The sequence below is a fragment of the Prescottella sp. GW823-FHT02E09 genome, from assembly GCF_058797375.1.
On record NZ_JBXAJP010000001.1, the window covers coordinates 152,224 to 170,374 of the forward strand.

An 18,151-nucleotide genomic window follows, 5' to 3' on the forward strand; every position below is an offset into this window, starting at 1 on the left:
GAGCGTCGCTGTTTGTAGTGAACGAACAGGTCGACCGGAGAGCGGTAGCCACTGATACTCTCGGCCGTCAATCGGAATCCGAGCGAACCCAGGAGATCGAGTTCGGGAATACATGAATCCGGCGCAGGCCGCCCCGGCTAGTACGCGGCGTTGTTGGAAACGCCGGCGAAGCTGGACCGAATTTGAAGTCCCCAGTGCCCGTCCGCGTTGGTGAGAACGTAGAACGTTCGTATCGTTGCGATCGGCTCGCCGCTCTCGTCGAGCCTGGAGAACTGCACAGCCCAGTGCATGGCGGACTCGTCGGACTGGATGAGCTGTCTCTCCTCCCACCGGCTCGTCTTCCAGTTCGGGTAGTTGGCCGCTTCCGCCTTCTTGGCGAGAACCTCGGTCGAGTTGTCTCGGAGATAGTCTTCACGCGTTTGCCAGACTTTGACGGCCGGCCCCGTAGCGCGGACATGCGGGTAGTTGTTGCTGTCCGCGTACGCCTCGGCATCGTTGTCGTTGAAGGCAGCGAGCCAATCGTCGAGCACCTCGCAGCCCTGCACCAGCTGCGGCGTCCCGGGTTGCGCACAATCGTCCCGGACCGGCAGCTGCTCCTCGGTCGCCGACGCCGGCACCACCGCCGCGGAGATCTCGGTGTCCGACTGCCGACCGGTCTCAGAGGCAGGCTCCTGCGAGGAGCACCCAGTGAGAACAAGGGCGCCGGCAAGCGCTCCGCTGACTACTGCAGAACGTCGCATGACGGACTTCATGGTCGTGTTCCTTTCCGATCGATCCCGATCTCGACGTTCTGTTTACTGGAGAGTTCCGATGAATACTGCAGCCGGAGTTCGCGTTTGAGTACCTTCCCCGCCGCGTTGCGCAGTAGTTCCGTTACCACCGCAACAGACTTCGGGCACTTGTAGGCCGCCAACTGCTCCCGGCAGAAGGCAAGCAGGTCCTGAGGGTCGACGGTCCGTCCCGGCGCCGGGACGACGATCGCCTTGGCGACCTCGCCCCACCTGGGGTCGGGAACACCGATCACTGCCACCTCCGCGACGCTGGGATGTTCGACCAGTACGCGCTCGACCTCGGCCGGGTAGACATTCTCGCCTCCGCTGATCACGACGTCCTTGAGGCGATCGACTACGTACAGGTAGCCCATCTCATCCAGCCGACCGATATCGCCCGTGCAGAGCCATCCGTCTTCCGTGATCGTCTCCGCAGTAGCCTCGGCCCTACGCCAGTAGCCGGTCATGTTGTGGGAACTACGCACCCGGATCTCACCGGACGTCCCAGTCGGCACCTCGCGGCCCGTCGCGGGATCCGCGATCATGTACTCGACACCGGGCAGGGCGGCCCCCGCGGAGGCGAAATGTTCTGCGCACCTTGGGTTCCGATGGTCTTCGGCCCGCAGAGCGCCGACGACGCCCGTCGTCTCTGTCATCCCGTACAGCTGATAGAAGTCGGCATCGAACGCCTCGAGACAGCGACGCAACAGCGGGAGCGGCATCGGACCGGCACCGTAGGCGAGGGAGCGCAACGAACTCAGGTCGACGTCGTCGTGATCGAGACCGGCGAGCATCTCCGAGAGAACCGCCGCCACGAGGAAGGTGTGCGTGACCCCGTGCACGTCGATAGCTTCGAGTATCTGGGTGGCACTCGCGTCCCGTGCCACAACCATGGTGGCGCCGTGGTAGACGGAGAGCATCAGGAACACGAACCCGCCGACATGGAACATCGGCATGGCGACGAGATTGACGCTGGTTCGGTCGAAGCCGATCACCTCGGACAGCGCATGGCTGTGCGAGACAAGGTTTCGATGCGTGAGCATCGCGCCCTTGGGCCTGCCGGTGGTCCCCGATGTGTACAGCTGGAGGCACACCGTTTCGGAACTGAACTGCGGCACATCCACGAGCGGGTTTGCAGTCGCAATCCACGCCTCGTAGTCGGCGCCGAAAGTGATGAGGTGCTCGACGCCGCTCAACCGGTCCCGGATCCCGTCGATCGCCGGGCCGAACTCGGCCCCGATCACGAAGACGGCGGCCTCGGTGTCGTTCACAATGTAAGCGACTTCTTCCGGAGCCAGGCGCACGTTGATCGCTGCGAGAGCAGCCCCGATACAGGCTGCTCCGAGAGCGATCTCGAGGAACGCTGGATTGTTCTTGTCCAGAATCGCAACGCGGTCACCCTCTTCGACACCCAGTGCGCGCAGTGCACTCGCTACGCGGCGTACGCGGTCGGCTGTCTCACCCCACGTGCGGGACCTGCCGTCGAAGATGAACGCGGTCCCGCCTGCATTCTCCGACTCCAAACGCCACAGGGCATCGCAGATGTCGTACCGGAGGGAGGTACTCATATGGTCCTCTCAGGATCTTGGTGGATGTTTCGGGTTCAGTACTGCAGCGACTGGAGCTCACAGAACTCCTCGAGTCCGTGGACGCCGAACTCCCTCCCGTACCCGGACTGGCCACGCCCCCCGAAAGGCGCTGCGGGGTTGAACCCTCCCCCGTTGACATCGACCTGCCCGGAACGCATTCGACGCGCAAATGCCGTGGCGTGCTCCTCGCTGTCGGCCCACACCGAGCCCGCAAGTCCGTACTTGGTTCCGTTCGCGATCTCGAGAGCCTGCGCCTCGTCCTCGTAGGACAAGACGGACAGGACGGGCCCGAAGACCTCTTCCTGAGCGATTTCCTGATCCGGGCGTACATCGGCCATCACGGTCGGCCGGACGAACCAGCCGCGGTCGAGCCCCTCGGGCGCGGCGCTCCCGCCGGCGGCCACACGGGCACCGTCCGCAACGGCACGATCGATGAATCCCCTCACCCGATCACGATGTGCGGCGGTCACCATCGGCCCCTGACGCGTGGCGGGGTCGCGGGGATCACCCGGGGCGAACCGCTCCACGATGGCGGTCGCCATGTCCACGGCCTCCGCGTAGTCGTCGCGATGGACGACCAGACGGGTAGTGGCAAGGCACGTCTGGCCGGAGTTGAGCAGGCAACTGTTGACGGTCGCCTTCACCGCCTTGGCGAGATCGGCACCCGGGAGCACCACGGCGGCCGACTTGCCGCCGAGTTCGAGCGCGACACGCGTGATGTTCTCGGCGGCCGCCCGTGCCACCGACTTTCCGGCGGCAGTGGACCCGGTGAACGACACGAAGTCGACGCCGGGATGTCCGGCCAGATACTGGCCGACCTCGCGCCCCTCACCGCTGACGAGGTTGAAGGTTCCGGCAGGAAAGCCCACTGCGTCTACCAACTCGGCCAGCAGGAACGAAGTCAGGGGCGCGACCTCGCTCGGCTTGAGCACGACGGGGCAGCCGGCCAACAACGCGGGTACGACCTTGGCCACGACCTGGAACAGCGGATAGTTCCATGGAGTGATCGCGGCGACGACTCCCACCGGTGCTCGGTGGACGCGGGAGTTCCCGATCAGCTCGGGACCGTCTGCGCGAGCGGCGGCGTCCAGGAAATGGCCCATGGACGCCGCCGGAAGGCCCACCTGCAGCTTTCGTGCCATTGCCACGGGGGTGCCGACTTCCGACATGATGCTCTCGGCGAACCGGTCGGCAGAGGCGACCATGCGTTCGCGCAGTGCCGCAACCAATTCGACGCGGTGGTCGAGCGGTGTCTGCGCCCACGACTCGCGGGCTTCGAGTGCGCCGGCGACAGCCGCGTCGACATCGGCGCGATCACCCGCTGGCACATGGGCGATCACCTCCTCCGTGGTCGGGTCGATCACTGGCAGCGATCCCGACGAGGCGGATGCCCGCCAGCGCCCCCCCACATAGATCTTGTCCCTCATCTCACCTGTCCTCATGAATGTTGGCCGAGTCACATTGAGGATGATACAGTTTATGTGCATAAATGCAATGAGGGTTCGTAGCCAGGAAATGGCCGGAAGTCGACGAGACGACGCGGCACCGCCGCGACTCGGAGCCCCGATCGACCTGCGCCCACGACCCGCCCCGACCCGCCAACTCCGTGGAGAGACCCATGTACGAAGGACGCATTGCACGTTTCGACGGCCCGAATCAGCCGCTGACGATCGACGAGGTCTCACTCGACGGCCGGGGCGTGCTCCCCGGCGAGATCCTGATCCGCGTCACGCGGGCGAACATCTGCGGCAGCGACCTGCACGCCTTGCACGGAAACTTCAACACCCGTGGCCTCGGCGGAAGCCTGCCGACCGTCCTCGGTCACGAAATGGTCGGCGCCGTTGCCGCCCTCGGCGAGGGCGTCACGCACGATTCGAACGGCGCACCGCTGGCTGAGGGAACGCGGGTCGTCTTCCCCTACTTCCATCCCTGCCACCGCTGCCGCTACTGCTCCACCGGGCGCGCAGCATCCTGCATCAACATGACAATGACCATGCTGGGCAACGCTACCGAGCCGCCGCACTACTTCGGCGCGTTCGCCGACTACTACATGATTCCTGCCGGCGGTCTTCTCTACACAGTTCCGGACAATCTGTCCGACGAACTCGTCGCAGGAGCCAACTGCGCTCTCTCCCAAGTGATGTACGGCTACGACCGGGCTGATCTGCAGTACGGCGAGACCGTTCTCATCCAGGGCGCCGGTGGCCTCGGCCAGTACGCGACCGCGCTGGCGAAGGCCCGCGGCGCCCAGACAGTCATCGTCGTCGACGGTGTGGCCGACAGGTTGGCAGTCGCGGACCAGATGGGCGCCGACCTCACCATCGACATCTCCGAGGTCACCGAGGAGAAGGCACGGTTGAAGCTCGTCCAGGAGGCCACCGACGGTCGGGGTGTCGACGTCGTCATGGAACTCGTCGGCCGTCCCGAGGTCGTCCCGGAGGGCCTCAAGATGCTCGACCGGTACGGCCGTTACGTCAGCATCGGCAACATCAGCTACGGCCACACCTACAATGCCGACCCATCACGCCTGACAATGGCCAACAAGTCGATCATCGGCGTCTCGCTCTACGCACCCGCCACGCTGTCGAAGAGCCTGCAGTTCCTGAGTGCGGTGAAGGACGAGCTTCCCGAATCATTCACCGCGACAACCACCTATGCACTCGAGGACATCAACGAAGCGATGCGCGCAGCGGACTCCCGCGAAGTCCTGCGCCCGAGCATCGTCCCGTGACCCTCGACCGTCCCAGTACCTGCCCAGACAAGGAACCTCATGGCTGAGCTCGATTACGTGGTCCGAGACCACGTAGCCACGATCACCCTCAATCGCCCACATCGAAAGAACGCGTTCACCCTGGACATGCTGGACGCGTGGGCCGCGGCGCTCCACAGCGCCGAGAACGACCGCGACGTACGTGTCGTCGTCCTCCGGGGAGCGGGCGGCGCGTTCTGCGCCGGAGCCGACTTCGATGTCCTCGACGGGCGCGAGCGCACACCGCTGGCAGAGAAGGAGCTGCTCACCCGCCGCGTCCACAAGGTCGCCTTCGCCGCCGAAGCGCTGAACAAGCCGTACATCGCGGCCGTTGACGGACCCGCGGTCGGAGCCGGCATGGACATGGCACTCATGTGCGACATCCGGTTCGCGAGTGAATCGGCCCGCTTCTCGCAGGGCTACATCCGCGTGGGTCTCGTCCCTGGGGACGGTGGCTGCTACTTCCTGCCGCGGATCATCGGCAAGGCACAGGCACTGCGGATGATGTGGACCGGCGAGTTCGTCGATGCGGCGGATTCGCTGCGGATCGGCCTCGTATCCGAAGTACATCCCGTGGATGGACTGGATGCAGCGGTTACGGAGTTCGCGCGGCTTGTCGCCGGACAGCCTCCGGTCGCGGTCCAGCTGATCAAGCGCGCGACGAGTCAGAGCGAGAACCACAGTCTGCGAACGGCTCTCGACCTGATCTCGTCTCATCAGGCTGTCGCTACGTCCACTCTCGACTCACAGGAGGCGCGGCTCGCCTTCCATGAGCGCCGGGCCGGCTCCTACCAGGGGCGATAACATGACGTACGCACAGACTCTGCGGGACGATCCACGAATCCTCCGCAACCTGGTTCGTGAGCTGGTCACCGAGTGGCTGGCCGCGGGCCGTTTCACGCCTCGGAGTGACAGCTGGCTGCGTGGGTTCGATCCGGCCTTCAGCCGCGAACTCGCGAACCGACATCTGATCGGTCTCACGTGGCCGACCGAGTTCGGCGGCGGCGGCCTCGGGAACGTCGCCCGGTTCGTCGTCACCGAAGAGCTGCTGCGCGCCGGCGCGCCGGTTGCAGCGCACTGGATCGGCGATCGGCAGATCGGCCCGTCGATTCTCCGGCACGGGTCCGACCAGCTGCGGCGAGACTTCCTCCCCGGGATCATTCGGGGTGACTTCACCTTCTGTCTCGGTATGAGTGAGCCCGAGGCCGGCTCCGATCTCGCCTCGGTGCGAACGACCGCGACGGCGGTGCCCGGCGGGTGGCAGATCGACGGTCGAAAGATCTGGACGAGCGGGGCGCACCGTACGACACACATGTACCTGCTCGCGCGGACAGCCAAGGGCGAGCGCAAACATGACGGCCTGACCGAGTTCATCGTCGACCTCGACTCTCCAGGAATCGAAGTCACTCCGATCGTTGATCTCGCCGGCGAACACCATTTCAACGAGGTCCTCTTCGAGAACGTCTTCGTCCCCGCCGATCGGGTTCTCGGCGAGATCGGACACGGCTGGAGCCAGGTTGTCGAACAACTCTCGTTCGAACGGGGCGGACCCGAGCGACTACTGTCCACCTATCCCCTGCTCCGAGAGCTTCTAGCGATGGAAGAGTCTTTCCCGAGCGACCATCACCCCGCACTGGGTCAGCTCCTCGCCCGGTTGGGGACCCTCCGCACGCTCGCTTACGCGGTTGCGGTTCATATGGACTCGGGTGCTGCTCCGGTCCAGGAAGCTGCAACCCTGAAGCTCCTGGGAAACTCCTTCGAACAAGACGTCACCGAACTGGCGCGACTCGTCCTCGGAGGCCGAGCGGTCAGTTCGAGCGGCGTCTATGGACAGGCGCTTCTGGCGTCACCCGGGTTCAGCATCCGAGGTGGATCGGCAGACGTTCTCCTCTCCCTCATCGCTCGACAGGAGCGTGCTAGCAAGAAGGTCCACACATGAGTGACGACATCACCATCGAGCTGCGCGAACTGGTCAGCTCCATCGCGCAGAGCCACGCAGCACCACGGCCTGGTGAGCTCCCGGAGAGCTGGCCGATCATGGTCGAACTCGACCTGCCACTCATCGACGTCGCCGAGGATCGTGGCGGCGCGGGCGGCACCCTCGACCAGCTCGCGGTCGTGACTCGCGAGCTCGGCCGGCACGGAATCAGCTCGCCACTCGTGGACAGCTCCGTCGCGAACTGGATCGCCGGACCGGATCTCAACTTCCGCAGCGGTATTCGGACCGTGTTCGCAAACGCGGATGTCATCGTCAACGACGACAGCACGTTGACCGGGACGCTGACGTCCGGGGCCTGGGGCGCACACGCGGACAGCTGGATCGTCTACGTCGACGGCGATGCGTACACCGTCGACCCGGCGGCCGAGGGGATCACGATTCGACGAGGCAGCGATCTCACCGGCGCAGAGTTCGTAGACGCGACGCTCGACCGTGCACCTGCAACGCGCATCCATACCGATTGCACGGCATCGCACGTGCAGACACGGTTGGGTCTGCTCTGGGCAGCCGCCCTGACCGGAGCCGCCGAGGCCGCCTACGAGCTGACTCGCGAGTACGTCAGTACCCGTGAACAGTTCGGCAAACCCTTGCTGTCCGTCCCGTCCGTGGCAACGTCACTTGCAACGATCAAGACATCGACCCTGCAGTCCGCGACGGCGCTCACGCACGCACTCGCGGCGCAACTCGACCCCGACGCCGGCGACGACCGCCGACGTGCAGTCACCGCAACGGCACGTGTCACGAGCGGACAGGCCGCGACGCTGGTGGCGCGGACCAGCCATCAGCTCCACGGAGCAATGGGAGTAACCGAGGAGTACCCGCTCCACAGACTGACCAAGAGCCTGTGGTCCTGGCGCGACGCCGAGACCACAGAGCAACAGTGGGCCGAGATCCTCGCGGAGCTCGCGCTCACGCGTGGCGAGGACGCGCTGTGGAATGAACTCACCCTGTGACACGCCCCCAGCCGACCAAAACATGAACCAGCAGAGGGCTTCCAGAGAATCCATCAATCGGCAGGATCGAGCTTGACATGACTGACTCTCCTTACCTGGGTGACTTCCTCGAGGATTCACCGACCAACTGGGGAAAATGGGGGCCCGACGATGAAGTCGGCGCCCTCAACTACTTGACTCCCGACGAGGTTCTCCGCGGCACCGCCGAAGTCTCGCGTGGCGCGGTGTTCACCCTTCAGCGACTTATCGGCGACCCGAATGGCGATCCCGTATGGCCCGGTCGGACACAGGCCGAACGCACTCAGATCCTCGACGAGAGTAGTTGGGACACAGGAGAAGCACCGGACTACCCTGGAGGCTTGCACTACGCCGACGACAAGATCGACACCTTCCTTCAGGGGTCGACCCAGTACGACGCGCTCGGGCACGTCTGGTACGACGGCAAACTCTGGAACGGCTACGACGCCCGCACCACGGTCGGTGGCCTCGAGAAGGCAAGCATCGTGCCGATCGCGAATCGCGGCGTAGTCGGCCGCGGTGTACTGCTGGACATCGCCCGCTTCCGCAACAAGGCACACCTCGACAAGGGCGAGACGATCACCCTCGATGACCTCCACGAGTGCGCCGCCGCGCAGGGCGTGACGATCCAGAAGCGAGACATCGTTCTCATCCGCACGAACTTCCTGCAGCTCGCTGCCGAGCTTGGTGCGGGCTTCTACGAGAACTTCTGTGAGGCAGGCCTGGTGTACAGCCCGGAACTCGTCACGTGGTTCCACGAAATGGAGATTCCGAACCTCGTCACCGACACGATCGGAAACGAGGTCACCTTCGATCCGAACAACGGGATCGCGATGACACTCCACTGTGCTCTGATGCGCAACCTGGGCGTCGCATTCACCGAGATCTGCAACCTCGAGGACCTCGCAGCCGACTGCGCATCGGACGGGCGGTACTCCTTCCTCTACACCGCAGCACCGCTCAAGGTGGCCAAGGCCGCCGGATCCCCCGTCAATCCGATCGCGATCAAGTAGGAGAACCGACTGGTAGTCGGGCTCGACACCGCGAGGTGACGAGCCCGACTGCGATCGACTCAAAGTGCCTGGCCAGCCAGTCGACAAGGATCTCGTTGGTGCCCCGCGGATCTTCGAGCTGAGTCCAGTGCCCGGTGCCGATCATCCGGCGCTCGAACGTCTCGAAGTACTGCAGCAGGTTGTCGGTGAGCATCGGGTGGCAGATGGGGTCACGACGCGCCGCGACCAGCAGCGCGGGCACCGCAACCTTGGGCACGACGCCGTCCGGGAACTGTTCGGTGTGCACCTCCCAGTTCCGGATGATGCTGTGGTACCAGCTCAGTCCCCCACCGAATCCGGTCCGCGCGTATGCGTCTGCGTAGTAGCGCATCTCGTTGTCGTCGAGCACGACCTCGCCGGGCCACGTCGACTCGTCGTCGGCGAGCCAGTGGATGTAGCCCATCGACTCGGGATCGTGCTTGCCTCCCACTCAGCGGGAGATCTCGACGCCACCCCTATCCGGTCGGATCGTTCCGAATACGACTGCGCTGATAGAGATTCAGCGAACAGATGGCGGAGTCTTCCGAGCCCACCGACACAGAAGCCCGCACCTCGAGCACGACTGATCGAGGTGCGGGCGACGTGGAGCCGGTCGGCCGGCGTCAGTTCGGGACCGTGAGAGCCGCCTCCAGACCGAGGTGCATGTCCTCACGCGTCCGATCGGAGACCGTGATTCCGGGAAATCCGTTGGATCCGTGGAATGTTCCCGGACGGTGATGCAGTTCCACGGGCACACCGGCGCGCATCAGTCGGAGCGCATACTCGATCGCCTCGTCACGCAGTGGATCCAGATCGTTGGCCGAGATCCACGCCGGCGGCAGTCCCGATACGTCGATCGCGCGTGCAGCGGCGGCATAGGACGGCGTTTCCTGCGACCGGTCGCCGAGATAGAAGTCCCATCCCAGGACCGCCTGCCCGTGGGTCCACAGCGGTGTGTCCGTGAACTCACGAACCGACACGGTCTCCAGCCGGTCGTCGAGCATCGGGTTGTCCAGCACCTGGTACACGAGCCGTGGACCGTTCTCGTCGCGGACCCGCAGCGCCAGTGCCGCCGCGAGCCCGGCGCCGGCACTCACACCACCGACCGCCAGCCGCGCCGGATCCACCCCGAGCTCGTCGCCGTGACCCGCGACCCAGGTGAGCGCGGCGAAGCAGTCGTCGAGCCCGGCAGGGTAGGGATGCTCGGGCGCCAGCCGGTACTCGACACTCACGACGACGCATCCCACCTCGTCCGCGATCTCGACGCACGCGCGCTCGGACGCCTCGATCTCCCCGAAGACGTAGCCGCCGCCGTGGAACCACACCAGCGCGCCCGTCCCGGCCGACGTTCCGCCCGGTGTGTAGATGCGTACCGGCACGTCCGGCGCACCGGCAGGCCCCGGGACGAGTCGGTCGACGACCGCCATGTCCTGCGGCCGCGCCACCGCCGCGGCGAGCTCGGCCGCGCGGATCCGCTGTCGCTCACGGAAGGCAGCCGGTTCGGCAATGTCCACCTTCGGGAGCGAGGGGATCAGGCTACGAAGTTCGGGGTGAATGCGATCGATCAACGCGGGCTCCTGTTGTCTCGGAACGGCATACTCAGCGATGGCGCTGCAGCTCGACACGACCCAGGGTAGGAACGGGCACCTCGGGCCAGAACCGGTGCGCCCACGGAGCGGGACGGCCCGACACAGGAAGGGACGCGGCAGACCTCAGCGCAGCATGCGCTCGGCGCCGCCGACGACGAACGCCACGAGATCCTCGTAGAACTCGACCAGTTCGTCGCGGCTCTGACGGGTTACGCCGACCGTCCAGTCGTCGACCCTGCTGAGGGACTGCAGGAAGCTCATACCGCGATGGGCCACCGATGGTCGATCCGCTCGGAAGGAGTGCCGGGCAGTGCCCGGCGGACCCGGTCCCCAGTCGGAACGACAATTCGTCCTGACCCGTCGCGGTGACGGCCGGCCGCGCCTCGCGCGACACCTGCACGACGATTTTGATCCAGCGAACGCCCCGAACCCGTTGATTCAGAAGCAGTTCCAGATACGGATCCGTGAGCGCCCGGACTACGTCCTCGAGCTCGGGACGCGACTCGGACGCCGCCAGTTCCTCGACGCGCGCAGAGATCTCGTGCGAGACCCGGGCGCCGACGTCCAGCAGCACCGCGGACAGGAGGTCTTCCTTGGAGCCGAAGTGATAGTGGACGGCGGCCGGGCCCTGGCCCGCCGCGGCGGTGATTGCACGCACGGACACCGCGTCGACTCCCTGCGCGGCAAAGAGCTTTTCGGCTGTCTTGATCAGGCGTATCCGGGTGGCGTCACCCTGGCGATTCGGCATCGTGCGGGCCATGTGACGAGCGTAGCCGACCGCCGCGGATCCCCTTCCCCACGGGGAACCGCCTGGCATGGGGCGGGCTATCGAAGAATGAAGTGCTCCTCGATCGGCGCGCGGTGCTGCTGCCAGACGTCCACCAGCCGCCACGGGCTGGCGACGATCACGCGGCCGCTGTCGTTGCGGTAGTACGTGTGGGCACCCGGTGTGTGCCGCCACACCGTGTTCTCCATCGCCCGGTCGATCTCGTCGACGTATGCCTCGTATGCCTCCCTCGTAGGTTCGAGAGACCGGGCGCCGCGCTCGGCCAGCAGGTGCAGGCATTCGACGATGTAGTGGACGGCCACCTCGATGCCGAAGTTGTTGCCGGCGCCGTGGCTCGGGTTGGTGTTGGGCGCCGACGTGATGAACAGGTTGGGGAACCCGGGGACTGTACCGCCGCGGTACGCACGCGGGTTGCCGGACCACTCGTCGACCAGCGCACGCCCGTCTCGACCGCGAATGTCCATGGTGGACAGGAAGTCCAGGTGAAAGCCGGTGGCGTACACGATGACGTCCACCTCCACGAGATCGCCGTCCGGGGTAACGATGCCCTCCGGCACGATCCGGGCGGGTTCGGAGACGAGGACGTCGACGTGGTCGCGGGTGAGCGCCGGGTAGTAGTCGCCGGGATCGCGGATGATGCGCTTGCCGAACGGTGCGAAGTCGGGCGTCACCTTCGCGGACAGTTCCGACCCGGCACCGAACGTGCGGTCGATGTATGCGAGGCAGTCCTGCAGCAGCATGTCGTTGGCCCGCGAGATCGACAGGTGCGTCGACGCCCATTCCGGGTCGACGATCACCACCGGGTAGGCACTGTCGGCCGACCCCCAGAAGGCTTTGAGCCGCAGCCAGTTCGCGTAGAACGGGACGTGCCGCGACAGCCACCGGTGATGCTCGGGGACGTCGTCGCTGTCCCGCTTGCGCGGGGCCACCCAGTGCGGTTGACGCTGGAACACCGTCAGGTGCGCGACGTCGTCGACGATGGAGTCGACGATCTGCGCGGCGGTACACCCGGCCCCGATCACCGCGACCCGCTTCCCGGCGAGGTCGAGCGAGGGATCCCACTCCCCCGAGTGGACGCTGATGCCGGCGAAGGAGTCTCGACCCTCGACCCGCGGGAACTGGGGGCGGTTGAGGTAGCCGAGCGCGGTGATCACCGCCGCGGCGTGCGTCACCGAACGGGTGCCGTCCGTCGAGCGCACGTGGACGTCCCATCGGTGTTCCGCGTCGTCCCAGACGAGCGACTCGACCTCGATCCCTAAGCGGGTGTGTCTGCGTATCCCGTGCTTGTCGGCGACGGCCTGCAGGTAGTCCTGGTATTCGCCGCCCTTGGGGTAGTAGCTGGTCCAGTCGGGATTCAGTTCGGAGGACAGTGAGTAGTACGACGAGGGGGTGTCGACACCGACACCGGGGTAGTTCTGGACGAGCCAGGTGCCGCCGAGCCCGTCGTTTCGCTCGAGGACCTCGTACGCGATGCCCTCGCGCGCGGCGGCGATCGCGGCCGCGATGCCCGCCAGTCCCCCACCGACGATCACCAGGTCCAGGGTGCGAGGCAACGGTGCAGTGCGCGGCAACACGGGCTGCGCAGTGTGGAATCCCCCCTGCTCGAGCAGCATCGGCAGAAACTCGTCGCCTGGCGTCACCCCGAGTGCCAGTGGAACCAGTCGGGCGAACAGATCCGGGTCGTCCGGCGCGAGGCCGGGCGCTCGGCGATCGGCGGCCAGCGCCGCGCTCAGTTCCGAGACGATCGCGGCGACCGTGTCGGGATCGGCGACGCCGGCCATCTCGGGCGCGTCGGGCACGTGCGAGATGGCGCCGGCATGGCGGTCGAGGACGACAACGTCCCCGGTGACCTGAGCCAGTACCGCCAGTAGGACGGCCGGGTCGGCTTGCCGCAGACGATCCGTCAACGCCTCCGCGGCCGCATCGTCGTCCGAGAGAAGCGGTGCAGCGGTACCGGAGGTCATGGAAATCTCCTTGCAGGCCAGGCGATCCGGGGCGGGAGTCGCGGGACGGGAAGGGCACGCAACACACCCGTGCACGTCATGTAGTTCGGGACAGTAGGCCACCCGACGGAGCCTGTCCATACCTACATCCCATTTACCAGACTCGTAGTCTGGTTTTTTGCTCGAATGTCTACCATCGACGGTTTCCGTGCGCTACGGTCCGATCCATCCCCGCTGCCCAGACGAAAGGCGTTGCCGGCCATGAATCCACTACGTTTCGACGGACAGGTCGCCCTCATCACCGGAGTGTCCACCTTCGGACTGGGCCTCGCATACGCCCGCCTGCTGGCCGCCCGCGGATGCTCGGTGGTCGTCAACGACCTCGGGCGCGATTGGACGGGCGGGGCTGACACCCCGGGTACCGACGAGGCCGTCCGCCTGGTCGAGTCCGACGGCGGCACCGCCGTCGGGGTCACGGGCGACGTCGTGACCGAGGCGGACCGCATCGCGCAGGCCGCGATCGACGCCTTCGGCCGCCTGGACATCGTGGTGAACAACGCCGGTGCGGGCGGGAGCTTCGACGCACTGGTGGACGTACATCTGCGCGGCGCGCACCGTATCACCGAGGCCGCCTGGCCACACCTGTCCGCGACCGGCCACGGGCGGATCCTCAACATCTCGTCGAACGGAAGCTACGGTGCTCCCGCGATGCCCGGGTACGCCGCGGCCAAGGGCGCGATCCTCTCCCTCACCCGGACGCAGGCGATCCTCGGCAAGCGAATCGGTGTGCGCTCCAACGCGATCCTCCCTGCTGCCTGGACCCGGTCCACCGCCGGAATCGAGCAACCGGGGTTCGGAGAGTTCATGCAGACTCATTTCCCGCCCGATGCGGTCGCGGCGTTCGCCACCTATCTCCTGCATGCCGACACCACCCTCAGCGGCGAGGTGTTCGCGGTGGGTGGCGGACTGGTCTCCCGCGTCGTGCAGGCCGAGACACCGGGCGCACTGACCGACGACCACACTCCGGAGGCCTGGTCGTCGCTGATCGACGAGGTGATGACACCCGGCGACATGACCGTGTCGAAATCGCTGTGGTCCCAGCTCGATTCGTTCGTCTCCCGGATGAGCCCGCAGACCCGCGCGGACTGGGTCGCGATCCGGGTCGCGCCCGACGTCGACGGCAAGGTCAAGGCCTGATTCCGGGCCCGACTCCCGAAAGGACACCGAACATGCTCGAACTCGATCCCGATGTCGCCGCCTACCTCGGCACCCGTGCCGACTGGGTGCCGATGCACGTGGCGGGAGTCCACGCCGCCCGCACCGCCTTCGAATCGTTGCCGCAGCGGCCCGGCCCCGACATGCACCGCGTCGGGGACCGCGTCGTCGACGGGCCGCACGGACCGCTGCGCCTGCGGATCTACCGCCCCGTCGACGCGCCGGACCTCCCGGCGATCGTGTACTTCCACGGCGGCGGCCTGGTCATCGGCAGCATCGACAGCTTCGACCGCCTCGCCCGCCTGCTGGCCGAGGCGTCGGGCGCGGTGGTGGTCAGCGTCGACTACCGACTCGCCCCCGAACATCCCTATCCGGTGGCGACCGACGAGGCGTACTTCGCAACGCAGTGGGTGGCCGGCAACGCCGCGGACCTCGGCCTCGACCGGGATCGGATCGCCGTCGCCGGGGACAGCGCCGGCGCGACCCTCGCGGCGGGGGTGACGCTGCAGACCCGCGAAGAGGGCGGAGTGCCACTGGTGTTCCAGTTGCACATCTACGCGGGCATCGACCGTGACGACACCAAGCCGTCGGTACTCGAGTTCGCAGACGGCCCGATCATCACGGCCGGCGACTTCGCATGGACGAAGAACCTGTATCTCGGCGACGATCCCAGCCGGGACCATCCGTACGGGGTGCCCAGCCTGGCGGAGGACCTGTCGGGCCTGCCGTCGGCGATCGTGGTCACGGCGTCGCACGATCCCAGTCGCGACGGCGCCGAGGAGTACGCCCATCGCCTGCGCGACACGGGAGTCCAGACGGCGGTGCTGCGCTATCCCGGTGTGGCACACGGATTCCTCATGCATGCCGATCTCCATGTCCGGGCACGGCTGGCGCTCGCCGAGATCGGCGGAATCGTGCGGGCCAAGTTCGCCCTGGGGTGAGCGCTACCCCGACCGCAGGGCGGCACACCAGAGGTCGGTGATCGTGTCGATCGCGCCCTCGCGATCGACACGCCACCCGCGGACCATCCAGGTGTTGAGGAACAACTCGAGCCCGCTGATCAGCAGCAGTGCGCGACGCTCGATGTCGGCGTCGTCGAAGCGCCCCCACAACTCGGCGTTCGTGGTGAGCGCCACGACGAAACGGCGGTGGTAGTCGAGGTAGAAGTCGTCGAACCGAACCACGCCGGCGGACTGGACGCGGAGCCTGTCGCCACTCGCCTCCCAGGCGTCGACGACGCGACCCACCCAGCCGCGAATCGTCGGTCGCGACCAGTCCTCGAGACCGCCGAAGTCCCGGTACAGCGCCTCGGCGCGGTCCCACACCTCGACGACGATCTCGCGGACGATCGCGTCCTTGCCAGGAAAGTACGAGTACAGCGTGGCGCGGCTCGCGCCGGCGGCCTTGGCGATGTCGTCGATGGTCGTCTCGCGGAACCCGCGTTCCCCGATCAGCCGCGCCGCGGTGTCCAGTAGGTGCGCCCGGCTCCTCTGCTTCTGCAACGCGCGCAGCGACAACTTCTCGCCGGGTTCGGTTTCCATACTCGCAGTCTAGTGTCCGCGAACGATTGTCTGTGACCGCCCTTACACTCGGGCCATGACCGTGGAAGTGACCCGCGCGCAGGTGCTCTCGTACCGCTGGCATGTCCAGCAACTCGATCGCGGCCCCGGGATCGCCACCGGCCCCACCGACTGCGACATCCTCGATCTCGGGATCCAGAACACCGGACCCGACGGTGCCGCGTGGGCGCTGCACGTGCGCGGAACACCGGCCGGCTCCTCCGCCGACCTAGCGCTGGCCTGGACGCTGCGCGGCGCGCCGCACTGCTACCGCCGCGCGGATCTGCCGAAGGTGGCCGTCGCCACCGCGCCCCTGTCGGATGCCGACGCCGCCAAACGGATCTACGACGCGAACCGCCCGCTGAAGGCGGCCGGGATCGGTACGCTCGACGCGCTGCGTGAGGTAGCCGACGAGATGCGCGACATCGTCCGTGCGCCCACCGTCAAGGGCGAGATGTCGTCGGCGCTGACCGCGCGGATGAGCGAGCCGTATCTGCGGTTCTGCCGGCCGTGCAACGCCACGCACATGTACGAGATGCCCTTCCGCCTCGCGGCGCTGCAGGCCGGTCTGGAACTCCGGCCGGACACGTCGCCGCCTGTCCTCGAGCACATCCCCGGGTGGCGCTCGAAGCCGTACACCCGCACCGGCGCGGACGCCGATCCACGGTTGGACGTGGTCCGCGGCTACCTGCACTTCTTCGGCCCGAGCGAACCGAAGGCGGTTGCCGCCTACCTCGACGCGCCTGTCAAGGACGTCAAGGGCCACTGGCCCGGCGACATCACCGAAGTGGCCGTCGACGGCGCGGTGCGGTCGATCCCGACCACCGATCTCGATCTGTTGCTCGATCCGCCGTCCGACACCTCGGTACGACTGCTCGGCCCGTTCGACCCCTATCTGCAGTCGAAGGATCGCGACCTGCTCGTGGCCGACGAGTCGCACCGCAAGGCGCTGTGGCCCACGCTCGGGCGTCCCGGCGCGATCGCGATCGGCGGCGAGATCGCCGGTCTGTGGCGGCCGCGGACGTCGGGGAGGAAACTCTCGCTCGAGATCACGCCGTGGGGAACGCTGTCGAAATCCGATCGCGGGTCGCTGAACGAGCAGGCGTCGTCGCTCGCGGAGTTCCGGGGCGTGCCGCTCGCGGGTGTCACGGAACGGGACTAGCCCAGGGAGGCGTGCCAGACGAGGGCCGCGGCGAGGGCACCGATGCCGTTGAGCGACCAGTGCAACGCGATCGGGGCCAACAGGCTCCCGCTACGGCGGCGCAGCCACGTGAAGACGAAACCGGCGACGGCGGTCGCCGCAACCGCACCCGCGATGCCCAGTATCTGGCCGACCAACCCGCCGCCGAGGACACCGGTGAGGCCGCGATTGTTGGTGGTCAGACCCAGCGACGACGCGATGTGCCACAGCCCGAACATGAGCGAACCGGCCGCGAAGACGCCGCGAACGCCGGAGACCCGAGACAGTGTGCCCTGGAGCACGCCACGGAACGCGAGTTCCTCCGGGATCACCGTCTGCAGCGGGATCACGATCATCGACGCGATGAGGGCACCGGAAATGGTGGCGTACCGGTCGGCCATGAAGAACTGTCGCGTGAAGGGCAGCGCGATTCCGATACCGACGACCGCGAGCACCAACCCGACGGACGCGAGTGCATACAGCGATCCCTTGCGCCAGTGCCGGGGTGAGAGCCCGAGCTCGGCCCAGCCCAATCCGCGCCGGCGAGTCAGCGCAACCAGGATCACCGCGGAGATCGGGACGGTCGCGAAACTCGCCCACGGGGTGGTGAAGTGCGCGATGAGATTGGTCGAGACGAGCACCGCGACGACGACGGCCACATCGAGCCACGCGTGTGCCGCTCGGATCCGATGCAGTCCGGACGCGTGGCCGAGGCCGGGTGTCACCGAGTGGCCCACGCCCACAGTTTCGACAGTCATGTGCGGTGCTG

General features: G+C 66.8%; 17 protein-coding genes and 1 pseudogene. 8 read left to right on the plus strand and 10 right to left on the minus strand.

Annotated elements, in window-relative coordinates; translation table 11 throughout:
• Nucleotides 1-137: 137 nt before the first annotated feature.
• From AC1RIF_RS00725 to AC1RIF_RS00735, 3 genes are read right to left on the minus strand one after another with little or no spacing between them, the layout of a single operon-like run.
• Nucleotides 138-752 (minus strand): hypothetical protein, encoded by a 615-nt coding sequence (locus AC1RIF_RS00725; RefSeq protein WP_492599462.1) that lies wholly within the window; start codon nt 750-752, stop codon nt 138-140.
• A complete protein-coding gene (locus AC1RIF_RS00730) occupies nt 749-2,338 on the minus strand; it encodes a long-chain-fatty-acid--CoA ligase (RefSeq protein WP_492599463.1) in 1,590 nt (529 codons plus the stop codon). The genes AC1RIF_RS00725 and AC1RIF_RS00730 overlap by 4 nt, the downstream gene beginning before the upstream one ends.
• A 35-nt stretch (nt 2,339-2,373) precedes the next feature.
• Nucleotides 2,374-3,786 carry an aldehyde dehydrogenase family protein gene (locus AC1RIF_RS00735; protein ID WP_492599464.1) on the minus strand — a complete coding sequence of 471 codons (1,413 nt, stop codon included), beginning with the start codon at nt 3,784-3,786 and terminating at the stop codon, nt 2,374-2,376.
• A gap of 191 nt (nt 3,787-3,977) precedes the next feature.
• Here AC1RIF_RS00735 and AC1RIF_RS00740 point away from each other — a divergent pair, with 191 nt between their 5' ends.
• The 5 genes from AC1RIF_RS00740 to AC1RIF_RS00760 all read left to right on the plus strand — a co-directional run bounded on the left by AC1RIF_RS00740 (nt 3,978) and on the right by AC1RIF_RS00760 (nt 9,091).
• On the plus strand, nt 3,978-5,090 hold the full coding sequence (locus AC1RIF_RS00740; protein ID WP_492599465.1) for a zinc-binding dehydrogenase: 1,113 nt from the start codon (nt 3,978-3,980) through the stop codon (nt 5,088-5,090).
• 39 nt (nt 5,091-5,129) lie between these two features.
• The gene (locus AC1RIF_RS00745) at nt 5,130-5,912 is read left to right on the plus strand and encodes an enoyl-CoA hydratase/isomerase family protein (protein ID WP_492599466.1); all 783 of its coding nucleotides are present in this window, start codon (nt 5,130-5,132) and stop codon (nt 5,910-5,912) included.
• A 1-nt stretch (nt 5,913) separates the two neighbouring features.
• Entirely contained in the window at nt 5,914-7,047 is a 1,134-nt protein-coding gene (locus AC1RIF_RS00750; RefSeq protein WP_492599467.1) for an acyl-CoA dehydrogenase family protein, read from the plus strand.
• Nucleotides 7,044-8,060, plus strand: a complete 1,017-nt coding sequence (locus tag AC1RIF_RS00755; protein WP_492599468.1) for an acyl-CoA dehydrogenase family protein — start codon at nt 7,044-7,046, stop codon at nt 8,058-8,060. The genes AC1RIF_RS00750 and AC1RIF_RS00755 overlap by 4 nt, the downstream gene beginning before the upstream one ends.
• Nucleotides 8,061-8,137: 77 nt before the next feature.
• Nucleotides 8,138-9,091: a cyclase family protein gene (locus AC1RIF_RS00760; protein ID WP_492599469.1), complete on the plus strand. Its 954-nt coding sequence runs from the start codon at nt 8,138-8,140 to the stop codon at nt 9,089-9,091.
• Here the strand turns inward: AC1RIF_RS00760 and AC1RIF_RS00765 are convergent.
• The 5 genes and pseudogenes from AC1RIF_RS00765 to AC1RIF_RS00785 form a co-directional block, all read right to left on the minus strand.
• Nucleotides 9,084-9,560 (minus strand): alpha/beta fold hydrolase, encoded by a 477-nt coding sequence (locus AC1RIF_RS00765; RefSeq protein ID WP_492599470.1) that lies wholly within the window; start codon nt 9,558-9,560, stop codon nt 9,084-9,086. The genes AC1RIF_RS00760 and AC1RIF_RS00765 overlap by 8 nt on opposite strands.
• 172 nt (nt 9,561-9,732) lie before the next feature.
• The gene (locus AC1RIF_RS00770) at nt 9,733-10,677 is read right to left on the minus strand and encodes an alpha/beta hydrolase (RefSeq protein ID WP_492599471.1); all 945 of its coding nucleotides are present in this window, start codon (nt 10,675-10,677) and stop codon (nt 9,733-9,735) included.
• Between the two features lie 144 nt (nt 10,678-10,821).
• Complete coding sequence (locus tag AC1RIF_RS00775; RefSeq protein WP_492600140.1) at nt 10,822-10,959, minus strand: hypothetical protein; 138 nt, start codon at nt 10,957-10,959, stop codon at nt 10,822-10,824.
• Between the two features lie 370 nt (nt 10,960-11,329).
• Nucleotides 11,330-11,515: pseudogene (locus AC1RIF_RS00780) on the minus strand (TetR family transcriptional regulator); the annotation flags it as partial.
• A gap of 8 nt (nt 11,516-11,523) precedes the next feature.
• Nucleotides 11,524-13,449 carry a flavin-containing monooxygenase gene (locus AC1RIF_RS00785; protein ID WP_492599472.1) on the minus strand — a complete coding sequence of 642 codons (1,926 nt, stop codon included), beginning with the start codon at nt 13,447-13,449 and terminating at the stop codon, nt 11,524-11,526.
• 240 nt (nt 13,450-13,689) lie between these two features.
• Between AC1RIF_RS00785 and AC1RIF_RS00790 the strand changes: the two genes are divergently transcribed.
• Nucleotides 13,690-14,625, plus strand: coding sequence for an SDR family NAD(P)-dependent oxidoreductase (locus tag AC1RIF_RS00790; RefSeq protein ID WP_492599473.1), 936 nt, complete (start codon nt 13,690-13,692; stop codon nt 14,623-14,625).
• Nucleotides 14,626-14,657: 32 nt separating this feature from the next.
• Nucleotides 14,658-15,584, plus strand: coding sequence for an alpha/beta hydrolase (locus AC1RIF_RS00795; protein WP_492599474.1), 927 nt, complete (start codon nt 14,658-14,660; stop codon nt 15,582-15,584).
• 3 nt (nt 15,585-15,587) lie between these two features.
• On the opposite strand, the gene AC1RIF_RS00800 is transcribed toward AC1RIF_RS00795, so the two are convergent.
• Entirely contained in the window at nt 15,588-16,184 is a 597-nt protein-coding gene (locus AC1RIF_RS00800) for a TetR/AcrR family transcriptional regulator (RefSeq protein ID WP_492599475.1), read from the minus strand.
• A 55-nt stretch (nt 16,185-16,239) separates the two neighbouring features.
• Between AC1RIF_RS00800 and AC1RIF_RS00805 the strand changes: the two genes are divergently transcribed.
• Complete coding sequence (locus tag AC1RIF_RS00805) at nt 16,240-17,364, plus strand: winged helix DNA-binding domain-containing protein (RefSeq protein ID WP_492599476.1); 1,125 nt, start codon at nt 16,240-16,242, stop codon at nt 17,362-17,364.
• Here the strand turns inward: AC1RIF_RS00805 and AC1RIF_RS00810 are convergent.
• Nucleotides 17,361-18,140, minus strand: a complete 780-nt coding sequence (locus tag AC1RIF_RS00810) for a CPBP family intramembrane glutamic endopeptidase (RefSeq protein ID WP_492599477.1) — start codon at nt 18,138-18,140, stop codon at nt 17,361-17,363. The genes AC1RIF_RS00805 and AC1RIF_RS00810 overlap by 4 nt on opposite strands.
• Nucleotides 18,141-18,151: the final 11 nt, after the last annotated feature.

Coding starts and splice junctions, on each gene's coding strand:
- AC1RIF_RS00795 (WP_492599474.1), top strand. CDS start 14,658: ATGCTCGAACTCGATCCCGATGTCGCCGCCTACCTCGGCACCCGTGCC.
- AC1RIF_RS00740 (WP_492599465.1), top strand. CDS start 3,978: ATGTACGAAGGACGCATTGCACGTTTCGACGGCCCGAATCAGCCGCTG.
- AC1RIF_RS00805 (WP_492599476.1), top strand. CDS start 16,240: ATGACCGTGGAAGTGACCCGCGCGCAGGTGCTCTCGTACCGCTGGCAT.
- AC1RIF_RS00755 (WP_492599468.1), top strand. CDS start 7,044: ATGAGTGACGACATCACCATCGAGCTGCGCGAACTGGTCAGCTCCATC.
- AC1RIF_RS00785 (WP_492599472.1), bottom strand. CDS start 13,449: ATGACCTCCGGTACCGCTGCACCGCTTCTCTCGGACGACGATGCGGCC.
- AC1RIF_RS00750 (WP_492599467.1), top strand. CDS start 5,914: ATGACGTACGCACAGACTCTGCGGGACGATCCACGAATCCTCCGCAAC.
- AC1RIF_RS00760 (WP_492599469.1), top strand. CDS start 8,138: ATGACTGACTCTCCTTACCTGGGTGACTTCCTCGAGGATTCACCGACC.
- AC1RIF_RS00725 (WP_492599462.1), bottom strand. CDS start 752: ATGAAGTCCGTCATGCGACGTTCTGCAGTAGTCAGCGGAGCGCTTGCC.
- AC1RIF_RS00745 (WP_492599466.1), top strand. CDS start 5,130: ATGGCTGAGCTCGATTACGTGGTCCGAGACCACGTAGCCACGATCACC.
- AC1RIF_RS00735 (WP_492599464.1), bottom strand. CDS start 3,786: ATGAGGGACAAGATCTATGTGGGGGGGCGCTGGCGGGCATCCGCCTCG.
- AC1RIF_RS00800 (WP_492599475.1), bottom strand. CDS start 16,184: ATGGAAACCGAACCCGGCGAGAAGTTGTCGCTGCGCGCGTTGCAGAAG.
- AC1RIF_RS00790 (WP_492599473.1), top strand. CDS start 13,690: ATGAATCCACTACGTTTCGACGGACAGGTCGCCCTCATCACCGGAGTG.
- AC1RIF_RS00775 (WP_492600140.1), bottom strand. CDS start 10,959: ATGAGCTTCCTGCAGTCCCTCAGCAGGGTCGACGACTGGACGGTCGGC.
- AC1RIF_RS00810 (WP_492599477.1), bottom strand. CDS start 18,140: ATGACTGTCGAAACTGTGGGCGTGGGCCACTCGGTGACACCCGGCCTC.
- AC1RIF_RS00730 (WP_492599463.1), bottom strand. CDS start 2,338: ATGAGTACCTCCCTCCGGTACGACATCTGCGATGCCCTGTGGCGTTTG.